The sequence below is a fragment of the Mycobacterium sp. NGS16 genome, from assembly GCF_059813225.1.
This window is the reverse complement of record NZ_JCALEE010000001.1, coordinates 799,180-817,750: the sequence shown is the minus strand read 5'-3', so window position 1 is coordinate 817,750 and position 18,571 is coordinate 799,180. Positions and strand designations below refer to the sequence as shown.

General features: G+C 69.3%; 14 protein-coding genes and 1 pseudogene. 5 read left to right on the top strand and 10 right to left on the bottom strand.

Going from position 1 to position 18,571, the window contains the following annotated elements; translation table 11 throughout:
• Window positions 1–62: 62 nt before the first annotated feature.
• From AC5Y4Q_RS04040 to pstS (AC5Y4Q_RS04025), 4 genes and pseudogenes are all read right to left on the bottom strand, one after another.
• Window positions 63–674 carry a cation efflux transmembrane domain-containing protein gene (locus tag AC5Y4Q_RS04040; protein WP_125224401.1) on the bottom strand — a complete coding sequence of 204 codons (612 nt, stop codon included), beginning with the start codon at window positions 672–674 and terminating at the stop codon, window positions 63–65.
• Between the two features lie 183 nt (window positions 675–857).
• Window positions 858–2,786, bottom strand: a pseudogene (locus AC5Y4Q_RS04035) (serine/threonine-protein kinase PknD).
• A 6-nt stretch (window positions 2,787–2,792) separates the two neighbouring features.
• Entirely contained in the window at window positions 2,793–4,733 is a 1,941-nt protein-coding gene (locus tag AC5Y4Q_RS04030; RefSeq protein ID WP_125224347.1) for a serine/threonine-protein kinase PknD, read from the bottom strand.
• 91 nt (window positions 4,734–4,824) lie between these two features.
• Complete coding sequence (gene pstS / locus AC5Y4Q_RS04025; RefSeq protein WP_064923793.1) at window positions 4,825–5,943, bottom strand: phosphate ABC transporter substrate-binding protein PstS; 1,119 nt, start codon at window positions 5,941–5,943, stop codon at window positions 4,825–4,827.
• A gap of 49 nt (window positions 5,944–5,992) precedes the next feature.
• On the opposite strand from pstS (AC5Y4Q_RS04025), the gene pstS (AC5Y4Q_RS04020) reads away from it, so the two are divergent.
• The 5 genes from pstS (AC5Y4Q_RS04020) (at window position 5,993) to pstA (ending at window position 10,979) form a co-directional block, all read left to right on the top strand.
• A complete protein-coding gene (gene pstS, locus AC5Y4Q_RS04020; RefSeq protein ID WP_065019122.1) occupies window positions 5,993–7,087 on the top strand; it encodes a phosphate ABC transporter substrate-binding protein PstS in 1,095 nt (364 codons plus the stop codon).
• 46 nt (window positions 7,088–7,133) lie between these two features.
• A complete protein-coding gene (locus AC5Y4Q_RS04015) occupies window positions 7,134–7,940 on the top strand; it encodes an ATP-binding cassette domain-containing protein (RefSeq protein WP_125224346.1) in 807 nt (268 codons plus the stop codon).
• Between the two features lie 65 nt (window positions 7,941–8,005).
• Window positions 8,006–9,109, top strand: coding sequence for a phosphate ABC transporter substrate-binding protein PstS (gene pstS / locus AC5Y4Q_RS04010; protein ID WP_065019123.1), 1,104 nt, complete (start codon window positions 8,006–8,008; stop codon window positions 9,107–9,109).
• Window positions 9,110–9,168: 59 nt separating this feature from the next.
• Window positions 9,169–10,137 (top strand): phosphate ABC transporter permease subunit PstC, encoded by a 969-nt coding sequence (gene pstC, locus AC5Y4Q_RS04005; protein WP_419179695.1) that lies wholly within the window; start codon window positions 9,169–9,171, stop codon window positions 10,135–10,137.
• A gap of 2 nt (window positions 10,138–10,139) precedes the next feature.
• Window positions 10,140–10,979, top strand: coding sequence for a phosphate ABC transporter permease PstA (gene pstA / locus AC5Y4Q_RS04000; RefSeq protein ID WP_064921738.1), 840 nt, complete (start codon window positions 10,140–10,142; stop codon window positions 10,977–10,979).
• Here the strand turns inward: pstA and AC5Y4Q_RS03995 are convergent.
• The 6 genes from AC5Y4Q_RS03995 to AC5Y4Q_RS03970 form a co-directional block, all read right to left on the bottom strand.
• A complete protein-coding gene (locus AC5Y4Q_RS03995) occupies window positions 10,883–12,274 on the bottom strand; it encodes an acyltransferase family protein (protein WP_082952606.1) in 1,392 nt (463 codons plus the stop codon). The two genes, pstA and AC5Y4Q_RS03995, sit on opposite strands and share 97 nt — an antisense overlap.
• A gap of 61 nt (window positions 12,275–12,335) precedes the next feature.
• Window positions 12,336–12,989: a response regulator gene (locus AC5Y4Q_RS03990; protein WP_064921739.1), complete on the bottom strand. Its 654-nt coding sequence runs from the start codon at window positions 12,987–12,989 to the stop codon at window positions 12,336–12,338.
• Entirely contained in the window at window positions 12,965–14,089 is a 1,125-nt protein-coding gene (gene macS / locus AC5Y4Q_RS03985) for a MacS family sensor histidine kinase (RefSeq protein ID WP_065019124.1), read from the bottom strand. Before macS ends, AC5Y4Q_RS03990 begins: the two co-directional genes overlap by 25 nt.
• Window positions 14,090–14,094: 5 nt before the next feature.
• The gene (locus AC5Y4Q_RS03980; RefSeq protein WP_125224345.1) at window positions 14,095–15,240 is read right to left on the bottom strand and encodes an acetate kinase; all 1,146 of its coding nucleotides are present in this window, start codon (window positions 15,238–15,240) and stop codon (window positions 14,095–14,097) included.
• On the bottom strand, window positions 15,237–17,333 hold the full coding sequence (gene pta / locus AC5Y4Q_RS03975; protein ID WP_125224344.1) for a phosphate acetyltransferase: 2,097 nt from the start codon (window positions 17,331–17,333) through the stop codon (window positions 15,237–15,239). Before pta ends, AC5Y4Q_RS03980 begins: the two co-directional genes overlap by 4 nt.
• Window positions 17,334–17,390: 57 nt before the next feature.
• On the bottom strand, window positions 17,391–18,560 hold the full coding sequence (locus AC5Y4Q_RS03970) for an acyl-CoA dehydrogenase (RefSeq protein WP_064921742.1): 1,170 nt from the start codon (window positions 18,558–18,560) through the stop codon (window positions 17,391–17,393).
• Window positions 18,561–18,571 lie beyond the last annotated feature (11 nt).

Below are 18,571 nucleotides of genomic sequence, written 5' to 3'. Positions count from 1 at the left end.
ACCAGCTCCAGGGCAGCCGGGACTTTGCTCGGTAAGCAGTCTCCCCGCAGGTTCGACGGTCTTTAGCAGCCGCAGCCCTCGCCCCGCCAGGACCGGAAGCCCTGCCATACCGACACCGCGGCCACCCCCAGGCCGATCAGCGGATCCAGCCACCATCCCCCCGACCACTGCGCGGTGAGTGTCAACCCGACCAGCACCGCGGCGGCCTGGATCGCGCACAGGTAGTTCTGCACGCCTTCGCCGACGGTGGCCGCCGAACTCAGCCGGGTGCCGAGCCGGCGCTGCGCGCGGCCCAGAATCGGCATCACCAGCACCGCCACAGCGGTGATCGCGATTCCCAGGACGCTGCTCTCGGCGCGGTGGTCGCCCAACAGGTGGCGTACCGATTCGGCCGCGATGTAGGGGGCGTTGATCCAGAACGACACCGCCACCCCGATCTGGGCGCGCCGCTCGGCCGTCGGCGACAGCGTACGTGCGCCGGTGAACCGCCAGATCACGATCGCCCCGGCCAACGCTTCGGGAATGGCGCCCAGCGCCCAGCCGGTCAGCGCGATCGAGCCGGCGGCCAAGCCCTGCCACAGGCCTACTACGCCTTCGAACCCCACCACCACCAGGCTGACCCAGGCGAGCCGGCGAGCCCACCTGGCGGCGCGGTGCCAGCCGGCATCGAGCACCGGGCGAACCGCATGGCGGTGCCCGGCGTGATCGTGCTCGGGAGGGTGGACGGCCGCTGCGTCGATGACCGGATTGGTCAGGCCGACCTCTGGGCCCGCCACGCGACTGTCCACGCGAAAATGCTACCGCCGATCGGCGACGGGGCACGGCCGCCGGACGCACGTCACACCGGCACGACCGGCTCAGCCCGGGGCGAGCCGCACCACCCGGTTGTTGCCGCGGTCGGCCACATAGACCGTGTTGTCCTTGCTCACCGCGACATCCAACGGGGTGTTGAGCCCGGTGAACGCCAGGGTGGTCGGCTCGGTGGCCCCGGCCGGCAGCTTGAGTACCTTGTTACCGTCGTGCTCGGTGACGTAGACGTTGGCACCGGAGTCGACCGTGATGCCCCACGGCACCGCGAGCCCGGGGAACGGCAGCACCACCTGATCGGTGGACCCGGCCGCCAGCTTGAGCACCCGGTTGTTGTCGGTGTCGGTCACATAGACGGTCCCGGAACCGTCCACCGCCACCCCGTCGGGGTTGTTGAGGCCGCTGAACGGCAGCACCGTCTGGGTGTTCGAGCCGGACGCCAACTCGACCACCCGGTCGTTGCCGCGGTCGGCGACGTAGACGTTGCCGCCGGAGTCGACCGCCAGGCCCTCGGGGTAACTCAGCCCGTTGAACGGCAGCACCACCTGGTCGTTGGAGCCGGCCGACAGCTTCACCACCCGATTGTTGAAGTCCGAGACGTAGACGGTGCCGTTGTTGTCGACCGCGACGCCCTGCGGCTGGTAGAGCCCGCTGAACGGCAGCACGGTCGGCGCGGTGGATCCGGCCGCCAGCTTGACCACCCGCCCGTACATGCCCTGGCTGGCGACGTAGACGTTGCCGTCGGAGTCCAGCGCCACCCCGCTCGGGGAGAGCCGGAAGTTGATGCCGGTGAACTGCAGCTCGCTCTGGCCGGCCGGCGCCGCCGCCGACGGGTGCGACGGCCGCGCGATCAGGTAGCCGACCACGCCGACCACCGTGACCAACGCCAGGATCGCGGCGACCAGCACCGCCGGGCGCTGCCCGCCGGGGCCCCCGGGCCGGCGGCCGAGCCGCGAGGACGCCGGCGGCGGCGCGTAGGCCGCCGGCCGGCGCACCGTCGGTGGTTGCGGTGCGGGCCGGTCGCGCCAGCCGGTGACCTGAGCGGCCGGGGCAACCGGGGCAACCGGAGCGGCCGGTGCGGGGCCGAAGGCCGCTTCCTCGCTGTGCCGGATGATGGTGGCCGCCTGATCCTGTTGCGGGCCGGTGAGGGCGTCGTGGGCGGCGGCGGCCAGCTCGCCGGCGCTGCGGTAGCGGTCCTCGGGCCGTTTGGCCATCCCCCGGGCGATCACCTGGTCGAAGGCCGGCGGGACACTGCCCGGGCGCTGCGCGCTGGGCCGCGGGGCGGGTTCGGTCAGGTGCGCGGCGATCATCCGCTCGATGCTGTCGGCCCGGTACGGCGGTGTGCCGGTCAGACACTCACCGAGCACGCAGGCCAGCGAGTAGATGTCGGCGCGGTAGGTGACGTCGCCGCCGGTGAACCGTTCCGGGGCCATGTAGTTGTAGGTGCCCACCGCGGTACCGATCTGAGTCAACCCCGGGTCGGTGGCCGCGCGGGCGATACCGAAATCCACCAGGTAGACGAAGTCGTCCCCGGTCACCAGGATGTTTTCGGGCTTGACGTCGCGGTGCATGATCTGCGCGGCGTGGGCGGCGTCCAACGCAGCGGCGACCTGGCGGATCAGCGCCACCGCCCGGGCGGGGCTGAGCGGGCCGTGCCGGTTGAGCAGGGTGCGCAGTGAGTCGCCTTCGATCAGGCGCATCTCCACGTAGAACTGTCCGTCGATCTCGCCGTAGTCGTGGATGGGCACCACGTGCGGTTCGGTGAGCCGCCCGGCGGTGTCGGCCTCACGCCGCAGCCGGGCGTGCAGAACCGGGTCGTCGGAGAGTTGCGGCGAGATCAGCTTCAACGCCACCATCCGGTGCTTGCGGGTGTCCTCGGCCTCGTAGACCTCACCCATCCCGCCGCTGCCGAGCAGGCGGATCAGCCGGTAGTGCCCGAAGTGGGAACCGGCTCGCGACCCGGGGCCGCCGTTATACACCGGTCCTCATCGGTTCGCGTCCACCATGACGACCCGGTCGTTACCGCGGTCGGCGACGTAGACGTGGCCGTGCTTGTCGACGGCCACATCCAGCGGCGCGTTGAGGCCGGTGAACGGCAACACCTCCGGGATCGCGGCCTCGGCAGCCAGTTTCACCACCTTGTTGCGGCTGTGCTCGGTGACGTAGACGTCGCCGGCGTCGTCCACGGCGATTCCTCGTGGGGAGACGATGCCGGCGAACGGCAATATGATCTGTTCGCCTGCCGCGGCCAGCAGCTTGAGCACCCGGTTGTTGCCGGTGTCGGCGACGTAGACGTTGCCGGCGGAGTCCACCGCTACCCCGCTGGGCTTGTTGAGGCCGGCGAACGGCAGCACGGTCTGGATGTTCGAGCCCGGTTCCAGCCGCACCACCATGTCGGCGCCCCGGTCGGCGACGTAGACGTTGCCGTCGGAATCCACCGCTACCCCGCTGGGATCGTCCAGCCCGGCGAACGGCAGCACCGTGTGCGCCTCGGAACCGGCCGCCAGCTTGACCACCCGGTTGTTGACGTCGGAGAAGTACACATTGCCGCCGTCGTCGACGACCAGCCCGCGCGGCTGATACTGGTCACTGAACGGCAGGACCGTGGTGTCATCCGAGCCGGCCGCCAGTTTCACCACCCGCCCGCGCATGCCTTCGCTGGTGACATAGACGTTGCCGTCGCCGTCCAGCGCCACCCCGCCCGGGGAGAGCCGGTAGTCCAGGTTGGTGAACGACAGCACCTGCTGTGGGGGCGAGGCCACCGCCGACGCCGACGACGGGCGGCTGACCAGGTGGCCGATGCCGGCCACCACGGTCACCGCGGCGAGCGCCGCGGCCGCCGCCAGCACCGGCTTGCACGGCAGTTGCCGGAGCCGGGACGGGCTGGGCAGAGCCGGGGTCGCGCTGCGCAGCTCGGTGCCCAGCAGCGGCGACACCGGGAACGGCACCGGCTGCGGCACGGCGTCCCCGGGGCCCGCGGTACGGGCGGCGGGGCGGGAGTCGGCCCGGGTCTCGGCTTCCAGGCCGCCGGGCAGATGCAGGGCGGGCTCGCCTCGCCGCAGGATCCTGGCCACCTGGTGGCGTTCGGGCTCGGTCAGCGCCTGGTAGGCGGCCGCGGCCAGCTCACCGGCGCTGCTGTAGCGATCCTCGGGTTTGTTGGCCAATCCGCGGGCCAGCACGTCGTCGATGGCCGCCGGGACGCGCCCCGGGCGCAGCTTGCTGGGACATGGGGGCGACGCGGTCCGGCGTTCTTCGACCGCGTCGTCGAGGGTGCCGGAGGAGAACGGAGGCGCTCCGGTCAGGCACGCGGCCAGCACGCAGGCCAGCGAGTAGATGTCGGCGAGGTGGGTGACCTGCTCGCCGGTCAGACGTTCGGGAGCCATGTAATGCACGGTGCCGGTCGCCGGGTCGGGCCGGGTGCCCGGATCCGGGATGGCCGCGGCCACCCCGAAGTCCATCAGGTAGGCCAGGTCGTCGCCGGTGAGCAGGATGTTGGCGGGCTTGACATCACGGTGGGTGACGTCGGCGTTGTGCGCCGCGTCCAGCGCCGCGGCGATCTGCCGCACGATCGCCACCGCGCGCGGCGGGCTCAACGGCCCGCCGTCCGCCAATACGGTGGCCAGGTCGGTGCCGTCGATCAGGGCGGTCTCGAGGTAGAGCACGTCGTCGATCTCGCCGTAGGCCTGGATAGGCACCACGTGGGGCTCGGTCAGCTGACCGGCCGCTTCGGCCTCGTCCTCCAGCCGGCCGCGGAACGCCTCGTCGCCGGAGAACGACTCGGCGATCAGTCTCAGCGCCACCATCTCGTCGGTGCGGGTGTCTTCGGCCCGGTAGACCTCACCCACGACGCCGTGACCCAGCAAACGCTCAAGCCGGTAGGGGCCGAACCGCGACCCCGCCCGCGAACCCGGCTCGGTGTTGTTCACCGACGACGCTCCCTTCGCCTCACCAGCACCCCGGTGCCGCGAATCCGCGGCGAAAGACCTGCCTACCAGCCTAACCGGCGTCACCCCGAAGTCACGAAATGGCGTTTACCGCCGCCAGAAGCTTCGATTTGAAGGAATCCGGCAACGGAATGGAGCCGTACTGGTCAAGTCCGTCCTGGCCGGGGCCGATCGCCGCCTGCATGAACGCCTTGACGGCTGCGCCGGTGGCGGCGTCCGGGTACTTCGAGCAGACGATCTCGTACGTCGCCAGCACGATCGGATAGGCGCCCGCCTCGGTCGGCTTGTAGAACGACGACGTGTCCAGCACCAGGTCATTGGGCTGTCCGGCCGGCGACGCGAACTTGGCCCCGGCGATCGTCTTGCCGACCGAGTCCGCGGAGATCGAGACCGGCTTCGGCCCCGCCGACGTGATGATCTGCGCCATCGGCAGCTGCTTGCCGACAGCGAACGACCACTCGTTGTAGGTGATCGAGCCATCGGTGTTCTGCAGCGCCGCCGACGTGCCGTTGTTCCCCGCGGCGCCTTCACCGACACCGCCGTTGAACATCTCGCTGGTTCCGCCGGTCCACGCGCCATCGGAGGCACCATCGAGATACTTTTGGAAATTGGCGGTGGTTCCCGACTTGTCGCTCCGGTAGACCACATGGATGGGCGTCGAGGGCAGCGGCACACCCGCGTTGAGCGCCTTGATGGCGGGGTTGTCCCAGCTGCCGATCGTGCCGTTGAAGATCTTCGCCAGGGTAGGACCGTCCAGGCTCAGGGAGTTGACTCCGCTGATGTGATAGGTGACCGCAATCGGGCCGAACACGATCGGCAGGTCCCACGCCGGTGAACCGCACCGCTCAGCAGCGCGTTCCGGCTGGCCCTTGGAGGGGTCCAGCGCCACGTCTGATCCGGCGAGATCGGTTTCGTTGGAGACGAACTCGTCCACCCCGGCGCCCGAACCGTTGGCGTTGTAGTCCAGGGTGTGGCCCGGGCACGCCCGGATGTAGGCGTAGACGAACTGCTCGATGGCGTTCTCCTGGGCGGTGGAGCCGCTGGCGTGCAGTTCCTGCTTGCCGCCACAGTCCACCGATGACGCCGGGCCTTCCGCCGAACCGGAATCACCGGCGTGGCCGCCGCATGCCGAAACCGTCAGTGCACCAACGATGAGCAGCGCCACCAACACGGTCCATCGGCCGGGTTTCACAGCTCAAAACCTTACCGCGGTGCCCAGCAGGGGGACGTAGCATTGCTCGATGCGGTCTCGACGGACACGCCTCACCGGGTTGCTCACCGCCACAGTGCTGCTGGGCGCCGCGGCGTGCGGATCGGCCACCACCGGCGACACCGATGCGATGCCGGTGGCGTTGTCGGAGACCGGCAGCACGTTGCTCTACCCGTTGTTCAGCGAGTGGGGTCCGGCCTACCAACAGCAGCACCCCCACGTCACGATCAGCACTCAGGACGGCGGGTCTGGTGCGGGTATCGCCCAGGTAGCCGCGGGTGCGGTGGACATCGGCGCTTCGGACGCCTACCTGTCCGAGGGCGACATGAAGCAACACCCGGGCCTGATGAACATCGCGCTGGCCATCTCGGCCCAGCAGATCAACTACAACCTGCCCAGCGTCACCGAGCCGATCAAGCTCGACGGCAAGGTGCTGGCCGCCATGTACTCCGGCACGGTGAAAACCTGGAACGACCCACAGATCACCGCGCTCAACCCCGGGCTGAACCTGCCCGACACCCCGGTGGTGCCACTGCACCGCTCCGACGGCTCCGGCGACACCTTCTTGTTCACCCAGTACCTGTCCAAACAAGACCCCGACGGCTGGGGCAAAGCCCCCGGTTTCGGCACCACCGTGGACTTCCCCGCAGTGCCCGGGGCGCTGGGCGAGAACGGCAACGGCGCCATGGTGACCGGCTGCGCCGCCAATCCCGGCTGCATCGCCTATGTCAGCATCAGCCAGCAGGATGAGGCGCGCGCTCATCGCCTCGGCACGGCGCAGTTGGCCAACGCGGCCGGCCACTATCTGTTGCCCGACGCCAAAGGCATCCAGGCCGCCGCGGCCGGCTTCGCCGACCAGACCCCCGACAACCAGGCCGTCTCGCTGATCAACGGCCCCGCCCCCGACGCCTACCCGATCGTCAACTACGAGTACGCGATCGTCAACGTCACGCCGAAAGCCACCAGGGATAAAGCCACCGCCCAAGCGCTGCAGGCCTTCCTGCACTGGGCCGTCACCGACGGCAGCTCTCCCAGCTTCCTCGACAAGGTGCACCTGCAGCCGCTGCCCGACGCCGTCGCCAAACAGTCGCAGGCCCAGATCGCCAAAATCGGCGCCGCTCATTGAGGCTTTGACAACCGATCCGCAGGAACCGGACGTAACATAAGCGCCGATGCCACCCGAAAGGCTCGACAGCGAGACCGGGAATGCCAGCGCTCCAGCAATGCGCGCTGTGGGTCTCACCTTGGGTTTCGGCGCCAAAACCGTGCTCGACGAGGTGGATCTGGCGTTTCCCGCCCGGGCGATCACTGCCCTGCTCGGGCCCACGGGTTCGGGCAAAACGACGTTTCTGCGCACCCTGAACCGGATGAACGACAAGGTCACCGGCTACCGCTACCGCGGCGACGTCCTGCTCGACGGGGCAAGCATTTTCGGCGACCGGGATCTGATGGAACTGCGGCGCAGTGTCGGCATGCTGTTTCAGCGCCCCAACCCGTTCCCGATGTCGATCCTGGACAACGTCGTCGCCGGCGCGCGTGCCCATAAGATGGTGCCGCGCAGCCGGTTTCGCGATGTTGCGGAAGAGAAGCTGCGGCTGGTCGGACTCTGGGATGCCGTCAAGGACCGCCTCGGAGACTCCCCGTTCCGGCTCTCCGGCGGCCAGCAGCAACTGCTGTGCACCGCGCGGGCACTGGCGGTCAACCCCGACGTGCTGCTGCTCGACGAGCCGACGTCGTCACTGGATCCGACCACCACGGACAAGATCGAACAGCTCATCTCGTCGCTGACCGACCGGCTGACGGTGATCATGGTGACCCACGATCTGGCCCAGGCCGCGCGGATCGCAGACCGCACCGCGTTCTTCTTCGAGGGCCGGCTGGTCGAGGAAGGCCCGACCGCACAACTGTTCTCGTCTCCGCAGCACCAAGAGACGGTCCGCTACCTCTCCCGGGGGCAGTTGTCCGCCGAGCACGCCTAGGTAATCGCAAGGTACGACGAAAGGGTGTCACCGTGAAAACTCGCCGTCAAAGCAAGCTGAGTCGCATGCTGACCCTGTCGGCCACCGCGCCGCTGATCCTGGCCGCGGCCTCCTGCGGTGGGAAAACCGACACGGCGCCATCGGAATCGGCTCATCCGGGCGGTGTGGCCACGACGCCGGCCTCCTCGGAGGTGGCGTTGTCGGAGACCGGCAGCACGTTGCTCTACCCGTTGTTCAACCAGTGGGGCCCGGCGTATCACCAGAAGTATCCCAACGTCACCATCACCGCGCAGGGCACCGGTTCGGGCACCGGCATCTCGCAGGCCGCCGCGGGTGCGGTGGACATCGGCGCTTCGGACGCCTACCTGTCCGAGGGCGACATGAAAGAACACCCGGGCCTGATGAACGTCGCGCTGGCCATCTCGGCCCAGCAGATCAACTACAACCTTCCCGGTGTCACCGAGGCGATCAAGCTCGACGGCAAGGTGCTGGCCGCCATGTACTCCGGCACGGTGAAAACCTGGAACGACCCACAGATCACCGCGCTCAACCCCGGGCTGAACCTGCCCGACACCCCGGTGGTGCCACTGCACCGCTCCGACGGCTCCGGCGACACCTTCTTGTTCACCCAGTACCTGTCCAAACAAGACCCCGACGGCTGGGGCAAAGCCCCCGGTTTCGGCACCACCGTGGACTTCCCCGCGGTGCCCGGGGCGCTGGGCGAGAACGGCAACGGCGGCATGGTGACCGGCTGCGCCGAAACCCCTGGGTGCGTCGCCTACATCGGCATCAGTTTCCTCGACCAGGCGCGCGACAAGGGTCTGGGCGAAGCCCAGTTGGCCAACGCGGCCGGCCACTATCTGCAGCCCGACGCCAAGAGCATCCAGGCCGCCGCGGCCGGCTTCGCCGACCAGACCCCCGACAACCAGGCCGTCTCGCTGATCAACGGCCCCGCCCCCGACGCCTACCCGATCGTCAACTACGAGTACGCGATCGTCAACGCCCACCAAAAGGATGCCGCCACCGCGCAAACCCTGCAGGCCTTCCTGCACTGGGCGATCACCGACGGCAACGCTCCCACCTTCCTGGACAAGGTGCACTTCCAGCCGCTGCCCGACGCCGTCGCCAAACAGTCGCAGGCCCAGATCGCCAAGATCAGCGCCGAGTAAAGCCGGCTGTGGGCCGCACCGGAGCGCCTTCCGGGGCCCAGCAGGGCCGTGCCGTCGCCCTGCTGGGCGCGGCGGGTGCCGCGATCCCGCTGCTGGCACTGCTGTTCGTGCTGGCGACGCTGCTGATCGAGGCGCTACCCGCGATCGCCGTCAACGGGGTGCACTTTTTCACCGCGACCGACTGGAACCCGGGCAACACCTACGGTTCGGCGACGGTCACCCGCGGCGTCGAGCACCCGACCGGCGCCTACTACGGGGCGCTGCCGTTGATCGTCGGCACCCTGGCCACCTCGGCGATCGCTCTGGTGATCGCGGTTCCGGTGTCGATCGGGGCGGCCCTGCTGATCGCGGAGCGGCTGCCGAAAGGGCTCGCGTCGGCGGTCGGGATGGTGCTGGAACTGCTGGCCGGAATCCCCAGCGTCATCGTCGGACTCTGGGGCGCCATGACGTTCGGGCCGTTCATCGCTCATCACGTCGCGCCGGTGATCGCCCATAACGCCCCGGATGTGCCGCTGCTGCGCTACTTTCGCGGCGACCCAGGTCACGGGGAAGGACTGCTGGTGTCCGGGCTGGTGCTGGCGGTGATGGTCATTCCGATCATCGCCAGCACCAGTCGCGACCTGATCCGGCAGGTGCCGCTGCTGCCCCGCGAGGGCGCACTCGCGTTGGGGATGACTGACTTCGAATGCGCCCGCCGGGTCACGCTGCCGTGGGTGTCCAGCGGCATCGTCGGGGCGATCGTGCTGGGGCTCGGGCGGGCGCTCGGCGAGACGATGGCGGTGGCGATGGTCTCCGGCGCCGTGCTGGGCACCATGCCGACCACCATCTACTCCACCATGACCACGATCGCCGCCACCGTTGTCTCCCAGCTTGATTCGGCGATGACGGACTTCACCGACTTTGCGGTGAAGACACTGGCCGAGGCAAGTCTGGTGCTGATGGTGATCACGCTGCTCACCAATATCGCCGCGCGCATCCTGGTGCGCCGGGTGTCGGGGACCGCGCTGCCGGTGGGCCGGGGAGTCTAGCGATGAACAGCCGCAAGATCGTCAACGTCGCGTTCTGGTCGGGTTGCGCGCTCTGCCTGGCGGTGGTGGTGGTGCCGACGCTGTGGATGCTGATCGAGGTCGTCGGGCGCGCCCTGCCGGTGTTCGACTGGCATGTACTGACCGACAACACCCGCGGCAACGGCGGCGGTCTGCGCAACGCGATCATCGGCACCGCGGTGCTGGGGCTCGGGGTGTTGCTGGTGGGCGGCACCGTCAGCGTGCTCACCGGCTTGTATCTGTCCGAATTCGCCCACGGCAGAACGAAGTCCATCCTGCGCGGCGCCTACGAAGTGCTGGCCGGCATCCCATCGATCGTGCTGGGCTATGTCGGTTACCTGGCGCTGGTGGTGTTCTTCGGGTGGGGGTTCTCCCTGGCCGCCGGGGTGCTGACGCTGTCGGTGCTGTCCATCCCCTACATCACCAAGGCCACCGAGTCTGCGCTCGGTCAGGTTCCGACGTCCTACCGGGAGGGCGCCGAGGCACTCGGCCTGCCGGTCGGCTGGACGCTGCGCAAGATCGTGCTGAAATCGGCGACCCCGGGGATCGTCACGGGAATGCTGGTGGCGCTGGCGCTGGCGATCGGCGAGACGGCACCGATGCTCTACACCGCGGGCTGGTCCAACACCGCGCCGACGGGCGAACTCACCCACTCCCCGGTCGGCTACCTGACCTATCCGATCTGGACGTTCTACAACCTGCCGTCGAAGTCGGCCCGCGACCTGTCCTATAACGCGGCGTTTCTGCTGATCGTCTTCGTGCTGTTGCTGATCCTGGTCGGGCGGCTGATCAGCTGGCTGTCTCGCCGGCACGCCGAGGGCTGACTAGCCAGCACCCGGGCGCCCACCAGTGCGGTCAGCAGCACCGCGACACAGATCAGCCCGTCGTCCTTGAGCCCCCACTTGATGCCGACCAGCGTCGCCGCCCCGGCCACCATCATCAGTGCGCCCACGGCCGCGCTGCGGCCCGGCGCCACCGCTACCGGGGCGTCCCAACCCGGCAGTGGGGTGTTCTCCAGGGGCCGCAGCACCACGAACGCCACCGCCACCGCCGCGGCCACCGCCAGCAGCTGCACCACGCTCAACGCCACGAAGTGCGGCAGGCCCGGATACCGCGGCAGGCCCAGGCCGTCGAAGAGCAGATGCACGCCCAGCAGCACCGGAATGTGCCACAGGTACAGCGTCATCGCCCCGGAGTTGCCGATCGCGGTCAGCCACCACACCCGTGGGCGCTGCGCCCACCGGGTGATCGCCGGTGCCGCCCAGATCGCCAGGGCGCTCATGACGATCGCGTGCCCGGCCAGCAGCAGCGAGGGCGGGCTGGTGTTGGAGAGCCGATCGGCTCCGGTGCCGACCATGCTCGGCTGGTAGGGGCCGAACCACAGCAGCCCCACGTTGACCGCCAGCAGCGCCGCCGCCACGGCCAGCGGCGCCCGCCGGGCCAACAGCCCGCGCCGGTAGGCCACCCCGAACATCGCGGGAATGAGCCAGACGGCGAGGTTGAGATAGCCCAGCGGCGCCAGCGCCGGCCAATGTACCCGGAGCACATCGACGACGGCGATGCCGGCGTAGATGCCGGCCACCCCCGCGGCCAGGCGCGCCGGGGTGGTCACCCGGTAGAGCAGCGGCATCGCGGCCAACACCAGCACGTAGGCGCCGAGGAACCACAGCAGCTGGATGCTGACCCCGGCCACCGGTTCGTAGACGTGCCGGGGCAACACCGGGTGCAGCACGGTCAGGGCGCAGGCCCAGAACGCCAGGTAGTAGAAGACCGGACGGAACAGTCGCAGGCAACGTTTCATCAGCCAGGCGCCCCAGTCGGCATCGGGTCGCCACGAGGTCACACACGCCGCGGCGCCGGCGAAGAAGAACAGCGGCATGATCTGGAAGATCCAGGTCAGCGCCTGCAACGCCGTCGAGGTGGTGAGCAGGTTGTCCCAGATCAGTACGCCGTCGCGGATGACGCTGGTGGCCATCACGGTGTGGCCGGTCACCACGCCGATCAGCGCGGTAATCCGCATGACGTCGACGGCGCGGTCGCGTTCGGGCGGTGTCGCGGCGGCCAGTTCGGCGGGTCCGGGGAAACCCAGCGGCAGGGTCGTGGCACGTGATTCGGTCATGGCTGTGACGATGCCGGTTTCCCGGGCCGCGCGGATGAGTAGGACTACCTGATCTGGGCGGCTATTGGTCCAGACCGTGCTCGATGGCATACCGGGTGAGCTCCACCCGGTTGGCGACCTGCAGCTTGCGAAACGTCGCCTGCACGTGGTTCTCCACGGTGCGGTGGCTCAACGACAGCTTCGCCGCGATCTGCTTGGCGGACAGCCCTTTTGCCACATAGCGCAGCACCTCGGTCTCCCGCTCGGTCAGCGCCGGAGTCGCCGGCCCGCAGTCCCGGCTGCGCGACAGCCGACGGTATTCGCCCAGCACCAGCCCGGCCAGGCCGGGGGTGAACACCGCCCGCCCGGCGGCCGTGGCCTGCACCGCGGCGGTGAGCTCGTCGCGCGAGGCGCTTTTGACCAGGTATCCGGTGGCGCCGGCTTTGACGGCCTGCAGCACGTCGTCGCGCTCGTCGGAGGCCGACAGCACCAAGACTCGCGTCGACGGGCAGGCCTGCAGCACCGCGGTCGTGGCCGCCACACCGTCGCCGTCGGCCAGTCGCATGTCCATCACCACCACATCGGGTCTGACCACCTCGGCCCGGCGGCGCGCGGTGGCCACCCCGTCAGCGGTGGCGACCACGGTGAAGCCCGCCTCGGCCAGGTCGCGGGCCACCGCGTCCCGCCAGATCGGATGGTCGTCGACGACCATCACCGTGGGATGTTCAGTTCCCATTCGGTTCCCTCCCCGACCTCGGTGTGCAGCACGGCGCTGCCGCCCAGCGCCGCCAGCCGGCCCACGATCGACTTCGAGACCCCGATGCGGCCTTGGCGGACCGCCTCTGCCAATCGGCCGGCGGCGATGCCCACCCCGTCGTCGCGCACGCTGACGGTCACGGCCTCGCCCAGGTCCTCGCAGAGCACGAAGGCCCGGGCGCCGTCGCCGGCGTGGCGGCCTACGTTGTCCAGCGCATTGCCGACCGCCGCGTCGAGTTCGGCCGCCACGCCGCGGCGCAGCATCACCGGGGTGGCGGGCAGGCTGATCGACACCCGGTCGTCCCCGCGGCGGCTCAGCAGGGCCCGCAGATCGATGGTGTCGGCGGCGGTTTCCAGGGCGAACTCCGCCGAACTCACCAGCCGCCGCAGCGCGCGCTCCTGCTCGCCGGCCAGTTCCGCCAACTCCGCTGCGCCGCCGCCGATCTCCCGGCCGCGGCGAGCGACCAACGCCAGCACCTGAATGGCGCCGTCGTGGACGTGGCGAGACAGCCGTTCGCGTTCCTCGGTGGCCGCGGTGAGCCGGGCCGCGCGTTGCAGCTCGTCGTGCGCGCGACGGGCCGTCTGGGCGGCCATGCCCACCGCCAGCGCGAGCGCCAATTCGACGATCACCGTGGCGTTGCGGCCGAAGTTCAGGCTCACATAGCCCTTCACGAACGCGCTGGCGGCAGTGATCACCACCGCGGCGGGCAGGCCGCCGGCCGGACCGAACTGCAGGGCCGCCGAGATGACCGCGTTGCTGGCCCACAGCGTCGTCGGCCAGGTCTGGTTGTCCAGCGCCCAGGACCGGGAGGCGACCAGTTCGGTGGTCAGCATCAGCGCCACCACGACGACCAACTCGGCGATCACCCAGCCCGGGCGCCGGCCGAAGCCGCGCAGGTAGGCGATCGCGCACGCGATGCTCCAGGCGATCAGCACCGCGAACAGCAGCCAGGCCATCCCGGGCCGGGTCAGGTCGTCGTTGATCGCGATCTGAAAGCCGAGGGCGTAGAGGCAACTGAGCAAGCGGAACAGCTGCGCCGCCCACCACAGCGGCACGGTCGCATCCGGATCCTGGCGCATGGCCGTTACACGAATTCCCATGCGGCGCGGGCGATCGCGAGCTCCTCGTTGGTGGGGACCACCAGCACGGTGGTGCGCGAGCCGTCGGCGGAGATGACCCGGGCGCCCTTGCCGGTGCGGTTGCGTTCGGGGTCGACGACGATGCCCAGTCCGTCCAGGCCGGCCAGCGTGTCCTCGCGCACCGCGGCGACGTTCTCCCCCACCCCCGCGGTGAAGGCGATCGCGTCGACACGGCCGAGCACCGCCAGGTAGGCGCCGACGTATTTTCGCAGCCGGTGGATGTAGACGTCGTAGGCCAGCTTTGCCGGTGCCGAACCCTCGTCGATGCGTTCGAGCAGCTCCCGGAAGTCGTTGATCCCGCACATTCCCTTGAGCCCGGAGCGCCGGTTGAGCAGTTCGTCGAGCTGTTCCACCCCCATCCCGGCGGTGCGCCGCAGGTGCATCAGCACGCCCGGATCGATGTCGCCGCAGCGGGTCCCCATCACCAGACCCTCCAACGGGGTCAGCCCCATGGAGGTCTCCACCGCCACCCCGCCGCGTACCGCCGACGCCGATGCGCCGTTGCCCAGGTGCAGCACGATCGTGTTGAGCGCGCCGGGGTCGGCGTCCAGCAGCACCGCCACTTGGCCGGAGACGTACTCGTGCGAGGTGCCGTGAAACCCATACCGGCGGATCCCGTGGTCGCGTGCCACCTCGCGGTCAATCGCATAGGTGGCGGCGGCCGGCGGCAGCGAATGGAAAAAACCGGTGTCGAACACCGCCACGTGCGGCACATCCGGGAAGTCGGCGCGCGCCACCTCGATGCCGATCGCGTTGGGCGGGTTGTGCAGTGGCGCCAGCTCGGCGAGCCGCTCGATCTCAGCCAGCACCGCGTCGGTGATCAGCGTCGGCGTGTGAAACTTGGTGCCGCCGTGCACCACCCGATGCCCGACTGCCCGGACCGCGCCGAGGTCAACGCCGGACTCGACGAGCCGGCGGTGAATCAGGCGCAGGCCGGCGGCGTGATCGGGTATCGCCCCCTCCGGCTCACCGATCTGTTCGACCAGTCCCGAGACCACCGCGGTGCCGGCCCCCGGATCGACCACCTGGAACTTGATCGACGAGGAGCCGGAGTTGAGCACCAACACCAGCCCGGTGCCGCCGACGGTCACTGAGCCGCCTCCTGCGCCTGGATCGCGGTGATCGCGACCGTGTAGACGATGTCGTCGACCAGTGCGCCGCGGGACAAGTCGTTGACCGGTTTGGCCAATCCCTGGAGCACCGGCCCGATCGCCACCGCACCGGCGCTGCGCTGCACCGCCTTGTAGGTGTTGTTGCCGGTGTTGAGGTCCGGGAACACCAGCACGGTGGCCCGCCCGGCCACCGCCGAGTCCGGCATTTTGGCCGCCGCCACCTGTTCGTCGACCGCGGCGTCGTATTGGATCGGCCCGTCGGCGAGCAGATCGGGCCGGCGCTGATGCACCAATTGCGTTGCGGCACGCACCTTGTCCACGCCCGCCCCGGCCCCGGATTCACCGGTCGAATACGACAGCAGCGCCACCCGGGGACCGATGCCGAACGCGGCCGCGGTGGCCGCCGAGGAGATCGCGATGTCGGCGAGTTGCTCGACGGTCGGGTCGGGTACCACCGCGCAATCGCCGAACGCCAGCACCCGGTCGGATAGGCACATCAGAAAGACACTGGAGACCGTCGACACCCCGGGCGCGGTCCGGATGATCTCGAACGCCGGGCGGATGGTGTGCGCGGTGGTGTGGGCGGCGCCCGACACCATGCCGTCGGCGATCCCCAGGTGCACCATCATGGTGCCGAAATAGGAGATGTCGCGCATGATTTCGCGGGCGCGTTCCTCGGTCATCCCCTTGTGGGCGCGCAGTCGGGCGTATTCGGCGCCGAACGATTCCAGCAGGCCGCTGTTGGCCGGGTCGACGACTTGGGCCGCCGCCAAGTCCACCCCGAGTTCGGCGCCGCGCCGGCGCACCGCGTCTTCCACGCCGAGCAAGGTCAGGTCGACGATGCCGCGGGACAGTAATCGACCGGCCGCCAACAGGACCCGGTCATCGGTCGCTTCGGGGAGCACGATGTGGCGGCGGTCGGAGCGGGCGCGCTCGAGCAGCCGGTACTCGAACATCTGTGGGGTCACCACCGTCGACGCCGGCACCCGGATCCGTTCGGCCAATTCGGCGCCGTCGATGTGGGCGGCCATCACCGCCAGTGCGGTGTCGATTTTGCGCAGCGCGTCGACGGTGATCCGCGAGCCGGTGTGCGACACCAGTTCGGCGGTGTCGTAGGTGCGGTGGCCGGTGGCGATCAGCGGCAGGGTGGGCCGCAGCCCCTTGACCAGTTTGTCGATCGCCGGGTGCGGCAGCAGGCCGCCGTTGAGAATGATCCCGGCCAGAGACGGGAAGCCCTGTGCCTCATGGGCGTTCACCAGCGCCAGCAGCACGTCGGAGCGGTCGGCCGGCACGATCACCACCTGTCCGTCGGTTAGCCGCTCCAGGATGTTCTCGGCGGTCATCCCGCCGACCATGACGCTGAGGGCCTCGCGGCGCAGCAGCTCAGGGTCACCGCTGTAGACGGTGCCGTCCAGTGCCGTGCAGAGTTCGGCCATCGTGGGGGCGGCCAGCAGGGCCACCTCCGGAACCGCGAACGCCGGAATGTCACCGCCGATACCGGCCAGGGCCGCGGTGACGTCCGCCAGCCGGTCCGGGTCGCAGCGGTTGGCGATCACCGCGGCGGGGTGCGCGTGTACGGCAGCCGCTTCGGCGAGGCAGCGTGCGGTGATCTCGCCGATGGCTTGCGCGTCGCGGCGGTGACCGTTGATGGCCAACACCAGCGGCGCCCCGAGGTTCACCGCGACGCGGGCGTTGAAGGTCAACTCGCTCGGATTGACGACATCGGTGTAGTCGCTTCCGACCACCAGTACCGTGTCGCACTGGCGCGCCACCTCGTGGAAGCGCGCGACGATCTCACCCAGCGCGGCTTCCCGGTCGGCGTAGACCTGCTGGTAGGTCACGCCGCAGCAGCTGCCGCGGTCGTCGATCTTTGCGGTGGCATGCGCCAGCAGTAGCTCGAGTTGGGCGTCGGGCTCATCGAGCGAGCGCACGATCGGGCGGAACACCCCGACCCGCGCCGACGAGGCGGCCAACACGTGCAGCAGGCCCAGCGCGATCGCGGACTTGCCGGTGCCGCCCTCGGCGGCGGCCAGGTAGATGCTCGACGTTCGGGCCGGCTCAGCTTCTGTCATGGTGCCCTCAACTTAGTTGAGGTGGTCGCCATCGGCTTCGGGTTAGCGCCGAGTCGCTCAGCGCAGCAGGTGCCGGCTCATCACCACGCGCTGGATCTGGTTGGTGCCCTCGTAGATCTGGGTGATCTTGGCGTCACGCATCATCCGCTCCACCGGGAAATCGGTGGTGTAACCGGCCCCGCCGAACAACTGCACCGCATCGGTGGTGACCTCCATGGCCACATCGGAGGCAAAGCACTTGCTCGCCGCGGAGATGAAACCCAGCTCGGTCTCGCCGCGCTCGGCGCGTGCGGCGGCCGAATACACCATCAGCCGGGCGGCTTCGAGCTTCATCGCCATGTCGGCGAGCATGAACTGCACCCCCTGGAACGTGGCGATGTTCTTGCCGAACTGCTTGCGGTCCTTGGTGTATTCGATCGCCGCGTCCAACGCCCCCTGCGCGATACCGACGGCCTGGGCGCCGATGGTCGGGCGGGTGTGATCCAGGGTCCGCAACGCCGTCTTGAACCCGGTCCCGGGCTCGCCGATGATCCGGTCACCGGGGATGCGGCAGTTCTCGAAATACAGCTCGGTCGTCGGTGAGCCCTTGATGCCCAGCTTGTGCTCTTTGGGCCCGATGGTGAAGCCCTCGTCATCGATGTGCACCATGAACGCCGAGATGCCGCTGGCATCCAGATCCGGGTCGGTCACCGCCATCACGGTGTACCAGGTGGACTTGCCGCCGTTGGTGATCCAGCACTTGGACCCGTTGAGGATCCAGTCATCCCCGTCGGCCTTGGCGCGGGTGCGCATCGACGCGGCGTCACTGCCGGCCTCCCGCTCACTCAAAGCGTAGGAAGCCATCACCTCACCGGCGGCCAGACCCGGCAACACCTGCGCCTTGAGCTCCTCGGAACCGGCCAGGATCAACCCCATGGTGCCCAGCTTGTTCACCGCCGGAATCAACGACGACGACGCACATACCCGGGCGACCTCTTCGATCACGATGCAGGCCGCCACCGAGTCCGCACCCTGCCCGCCGTACTCCTCGGGCACGTGCACGGCATTGAACCCCGAGGCGTTCAGCGCCGCCAGCGCCTCCTCGGGGAACCGCGCCTGCTCATCGACCTCCTTGGCATACGGAGCAATCTCCTTCTCTGCCAACGCCCGAATCGCCGCCCGCAACTCGTCGTGCTCCTCGGGAAGTTTGAACAGATCAAACGACGGATTCCCGGCCCACCCAGCCATCACAGCCTCCT